This is a genomic window from Saccharopolyspora sp. 6M, from assembly GCF_020176775.1.
Lineage (GTDB): Bacteria > Actinomycetota > Actinomycetes > Mycobacteriales > Pseudonocardiaceae > Saccharopolyspora_C > Saccharopolyspora_C gregorii.
This window is the reverse complement of the sequence record NZ_JAIUJZ010000316.1, coordinates 1-3,987: the sequence shown is the minus strand read 5'-3', so window position 1 is coordinate 3,987 and position 3,987 is coordinate 1. Positions and strand designations below refer to the sequence as shown.

Sequence of the window (3,987 nt, the reverse complement as noted above, 5' to 3'; positions counted from 1 at the left end):
CGGTCCAGTCGAGGATGAGGATCAGCAGGTGCCGCAGCACGACGGCTTGGTTGGCCGGCTGGAGAATCCAGGAGTCCAGCGGGTTTGCGGGTTTGGCGGGAGAGGTGGCGGGTTTGGCTCCACCCCCTGTCCCGGCCTCTTTGTGCTGGTCATGGTGGGGTTTGGCGGGTTTGCGGGTTTGCGGGTTTGGTTCGGGGGGTCAGGGTGTGCCGCTTTGGCGTTCGACCCAGTACTGGTGGCTGCTGGCGTGGGTGTCGTACACGCTGCGTAGCACGATGTCGCCGCGCCCCCGCCCGACCTGCCCGGTGAGCTTGCGCCCCAAGGACTTCGTGCTCAGCAGCTTGCCGTTGGCGGTGGTGGGGAAGGTGCCTTGCCAGGGGCCGTCGCTGGTGCCGCTGAGGTCGTCGGCGGTGGCGCGCAGCGTCTTGGTGCCCAAGGGCTTGTCGCCGTGGAGTTGGTGCCAGCGCAGCAGGAACGCGCGCCATTCGGCCCCGTCGTCGTCGAGGGCGCGGTTGTCTTCGGAGTTGGCGAGGAATCCGTCGATGCCGTGGTGTTCGAGCCAGCCGCCGAGGTGCTGTGCCCAGCGGGTGAATTGCCGCATCTGCGGAACGCTGCTGCTGGTCGGTGCGCCGGCGGCGGTCCAGTCGAGGATGAGGATCAGCAGGTGCCGCAGCACGACGGCTTGGTTGGCCGGCTGGAGAATCCAGGAGTCCAGGTTCGGAATGGTGAACCCGGTGCGGGCTTCGGGCCGGGGGCAGTCGGGGTCGAGGCGGACCCACACGCTCCTGCTCGCCATGTCCCCGCCGACGCGGAGGTTGTTGCCGGTGGCCAACCAGAGCCGGTCGTTGGCGTACGACGACGCGGAGTTCGTGCCGAGTTTGCGGTCGGTCCAGGTCCGTTCGGTCACCAGCCGCGCCAGCACCGCGGAGTTGATGACGTGGCCTTCTTCGAGGTTGTCGAAGACGACCACGCCGGTCTGATCAGCCAACACGGACGTGATGGATTTGCGGAGTTCCTCATCCGAGTCGGTCCAGGTCAGCACGCGTTGCCCGGACAACATCCCCGCGCAGCCGGACAGAATCGTTTTGCCGCTACCGGGCATGGTCGCGTCAACGATCCCGAACGGGCTTAGTGCGCGGGTGAACGGGCGCAGGATCGGTGTGGCCAGCAGTGCGAGGTAGTTCGCCCGGTCGGCTGCCGTCTTCCACGGGAAGTCCCGCAGGAACGTGTTGAGGAGGAACTCGCGGGCGGCCTCGACGTCGTCGCGGGTGGGCTGGTCCGGGACGGGTTCAAGGTGGGTGCGCCCGGCCAGCAGGAACCCGGTTTCCGGGTCGTAGCCGGGGGTTTGCAGCAACGTGCCGTCGGGGCGCAGGACGGGGGTGGAGATGATGCGGTGCAGCACCGGCAGCTCAGGCCAGGAACGGCGTGCCAGGACCGCGGAGAGCACGTCCCGGGCCGGGGACGTCTCGACCTCGGTATGGCTGCCGTTCTTGTCGACTTCGGGGCGCACCACGTGGGTGTGCTCGGCCAGCAGCCCGGCCAGCTGCGCGACCCGCAGCGGGCTCGCCGCCAGCGGCAGCGCCACGTCGTCGTCGCCCGCGGCCGGGTCGCCCGCGCCGGAGACGGCTTCGACGACGACGGGCGTGCCGTCCTGGACGTAGGTGTCGGGCAGCAGGCGGCTGCCGACCGCCGCGGTGAGCTGCCGGATCGCATCCGGGTTCGTACTGATCCGCACTACGGGCCGTCCTTCCTTGCCGACCGGCCACAGTGGCCGGGTTCCGTGGGTGTGATCGTGTTCGGCGCTGGTCATGCCGGGGCCTCCTCGCCGCCCTCATCGCCGCCGTGGCCCGCGCGCTGGTCGAGTTCGACCTCGTCGAGGCACTGCCAGATGTCGAGCTGGTCGTCGCACTTCCACTGGCCCTCGCACTGCCACGCGCCCGCGGCGACCGCCCGCGGCCCCCGGCTCCCGCCCCGGGCGACCCGGCCGGTCAAGCCCGCCGCACGGCGCTCGATCTGCGCCCGCCAGTCCGCCAGCGCCTCGGCGTCGGTGCGCACGTCCGGGCCGTTGTCCGTCGCAGCGCTCATGCGGCCTCACCGCCCCGGCCACGGAGGGTGCGGGGGTGGTGTTGGGCCCAGCGGAAAGCGCTGTCGATCGTGGCGTCGATCTGTTCCGGGTTCCACGGCTGCTCCGGCCGGGTCAGCGGTAGCCGGTCCATCGCGTCGTGCAGCGCCGCGCGCACGGTGGCGTCGTCGACCGCTCCCCCGGCCACCAGCCGCCCCAGTTGCAGCGCCGCTTCGTGCAGCGCTTTGTTCTGCGGACCTGTACCGGTCGCTGCCAGCCGATCACAGGCAGACCGGATAGCACCCGCCACGTACCGATCGGCCCGCGCAGACGCGATTTCACGTCGCCCTGAGCGGGCCGCTGCGGGCTTGGGAGCCAGTGCCCGGGCCAACCACCCCGGTAGTTCGGCCGGGTCGGAGTCGTCGAGGAGTTCGTAGGCCCCGTCCGGAGTGATCGAACCGGGTGCGACGACGTAGCCGCCTCCGCCGCGGGTGTCGATCAGCGGGCCGAGCGCGCTCTGGGTGTTGCGGTAGCGGTGCTGCGGGTCGAGGAAGTAGCGGTGCGTGCCGCCGCGGGCGCTGCCGACGGTGTAGGTCTCCGGCAACGACATGCCGGCATCCGCGGCCAGCACGCCGAGCACATCCTCACCACAGGACACCCCCACCTTGTTCCAGCCCGTCGGCCAGCGGAACCCCGGCTTGGGCTGGTCGCAGTCCACGACGAGCAACCCACTCGGCCCGGTCGCGATCCCGATGTTGAACGGCGCCCGCGACCAGCACCGTTCGATCACGCCCGGATCGATGGTGGCGCGCTGCTCCGGGGTGCGGTGCCCACCAGCGCAGACCCCGGCCCGGGGGCAGTCCTTCAGCCCATGCAGCGCGGGCCTCTTGCCACCGACCAGAAGCGGGAACACCGCCCAGCCCCGTTCGGCGAACAGCAGCGCCCACTCGCGCAACTGCGCCACCGCACCGTGCTGTGTAGTCATGAGGGTTCACCTCCACAAAGGACAAACAAGGGGAAGAGGGGGGCCGCCCGGCTCCCGGCCCGGGCCCCGCCCCGGTCAGTCAGTCGAGGGGGTACGCCAGCGCGCGGAGGTCGTCGGCGAATCCGTTCGGGATCGCGATGACGTAGCCCCGAACCAGGTTGATGGCGTGATGCGGAGAGTTCAGCCGGTCGAGGGCGTCGCCGCGGTCGAGGAGGACCTCTCCGTCGGCGCCGTAGACCTGCGCGAAGTACGAGGCCATCGGCCGGTCCCAGCCGACGACGACCTCGTAGCCGGTGCGGGCGGGGATCGAGTAGCGGTTCATCGGTGCCTCCTGGGCAGGGTCAGCGGTCGACGCGACCGCATCGGTGGTGGTTCTCGTCGCTGCGGCGGGTTTCACCGGCACTCCGGCGGCTGGTGCATCCGGCCACACCGGCACTCCCAGGTCCCGTCGTCGATCCGGCGGTCTTCCTCGTCCTGCATCGCGTCGAGGTACGCGCCGTAGCTGGAGTAGTCGCGTCCGTCGTCGTCGATGTAGACCCCGGCGTCGTAGTCGTCATAGCTGCGGCTGTGCATCAGCGGTTCTCCTTGCTGTCGCGGTAGTGGCGATAGCCGCCGCCGGGGTGGGCGGGGCGCATCTTGTGTCCGGGTGCGGGTGCGCAGTCGGGGCAGTAGTGGCGACGGACGCGGCCGACCCAGATCGACCAGCCCTCGGCATCAGCGCGGTGTTCGTAGTGGTCCCGACCGGAGAGGGACGGCAGTTCGGGTCCGGTGATGGACGCGTCGCAGCGCGTGCCGTCGCAGTGAAGTCCGGCGGTCATGAGCCTGGTGCGTTCACTCATCGCTGGTTCTCCTTGTGGTCGCGGTGGTTGCGGTAGAGCCGGTAGGCCAGGCGGGGGCGGAGGCGTTGCCCGCCGCAGGCGTGGCAGGGGCGGGCAACGCC

Annotated in this window: 6 protein-coding genes; all 6 read right to left on the bottom strand. The window is 70.5% G+C overall.

The annotated features are described in order from the left end of the window. Window positions 1–199: 199 nt before the first annotated feature. The 6 genes from LCD31_RS28375 to LCD31_RS28350 all read right to left on the bottom strand — a co-directional run bounded on the left by LCD31_RS28375 (window position 200) and on the right by LCD31_RS28350 (window position 3,886). Complete coding sequence (locus LCD31_RS28375) at window positions 200–1,735, bottom strand: hypothetical protein (protein ID WP_224963194.1); 1,536 nt, start codon at window positions 1,733–1,735, stop codon at window positions 200–202. A 71-nt stretch (window positions 1,736–1,806) separates the two neighbouring features. Further along, entirely contained in the window at window positions 1,807–2,085 is a 279-nt protein-coding gene (locus LCD31_RS28370; protein ID WP_224963192.1) for a hypothetical protein, read from the bottom strand. Then, window positions 2,082–3,026 carry a bifunctional DNA primase/polymerase gene (locus LCD31_RS28365; RefSeq protein ID WP_224963190.1) on the bottom strand — a complete coding sequence of 315 codons (945 nt, stop codon included), beginning with the start codon at window positions 3,024–3,026 and terminating at the stop codon, window positions 2,082–2,084. The genes LCD31_RS28370 and LCD31_RS28365 overlap by 4 nt, the downstream gene beginning before the upstream one ends. A gap of 100 nt (window positions 3,027–3,126) precedes the next feature. Continuing rightward, the gene (locus tag LCD31_RS28360; protein ID WP_224963188.1) at window positions 3,127–3,369 is read right to left on the bottom strand and encodes a hypothetical protein; all 243 of its coding nucleotides are present in this window, start codon (window positions 3,367–3,369) and stop codon (window positions 3,127–3,129) included. A gap of 71 nt (window positions 3,370–3,440) precedes the next feature. Continuing rightward, window positions 3,441–3,620, bottom strand: a complete 180-nt coding sequence (locus tag LCD31_RS28355; protein WP_224963186.1) for a hypothetical protein — start codon at window positions 3,618–3,620, stop codon at window positions 3,441–3,443. Beyond that, on the bottom strand, window positions 3,620–3,886 hold the full coding sequence (locus tag LCD31_RS28350; protein ID WP_224963184.1) for a hypothetical protein: 267 nt from the start codon (window positions 3,884–3,886) through the stop codon (window positions 3,620–3,622). The genes LCD31_RS28355 and LCD31_RS28350 overlap by 1 nt, the downstream gene beginning before the upstream one ends. Between the last annotated feature and the right edge of the window lie 101 nt (window positions 3,887–3,987).